This window comes from Streptomyces sp. SID14436 (assembly GCF_010548465.1).
GTDB lineage: Bacteria > Actinomycetota > Actinomycetes > Streptomycetales > Streptomycetaceae > Streptomyces.
This window is the reverse complement of the sequence record NZ_JAAGMD010000498.1, coordinates 1-482: the sequence shown is the minus strand read 5'-3', so window position 1 is coordinate 482 and position 482 is coordinate 1. Positions and strand designations below refer to the sequence as shown.

Genomic DNA, 482 nt, shown 5'->3' with positions numbered 1-482 from the left:
GTGCGACGGCCCGCGAACGGGTCGTACGAGGGGCGTCCGCCGTTCTGCCAGGGCGGCGGGGCGGGCTGCCGGGGCCGGTCGCGCGGGGAGACGTAGTCGCCCGGGCCGGGCCGGTACGACCCGTCGACGCCGTCGGGGCCCGGCTCGGGAGGGAAGGCCGGCAGGTCGTCCTGGCCCGGGAACGCGTCGGGGCCGGAGCCGGCCGGGGAGCCGGAGTCACCGGCGCCGAAGGGGGCCGGGGCGGCGACGTCACCCCGGTCGCGGGCGTTGGCCGCCGCCCGGAGCCGGTCCACCGCGCCGTCCATCGCGAACTGGGCGGCACCGAGCCCCTCCACCACATAGCCGCGCCGTGCCTGGCCGGTCTCCTCGAAGGCGGACAGGATGCGGTACACCGCCGAGAAGCCGCCCTCGACTCCTTCCGCGCCGACGGCGCCCCGGGTCACCACGCCGTGCCGGTCCAGCAGGGTGCGGGCCAGGGCGTG

At 79.3% G+C, this 482-nt stretch carries 1 pseudogene; it reads right to left on the bottom strand.

From position 1 onward, the window contains the following. Positions 1 to 482 (bottom strand): annotated as a pseudogene (locus tag G3I53_RS16975) (DEAD/DEAH box helicase); the annotation flags it as partial.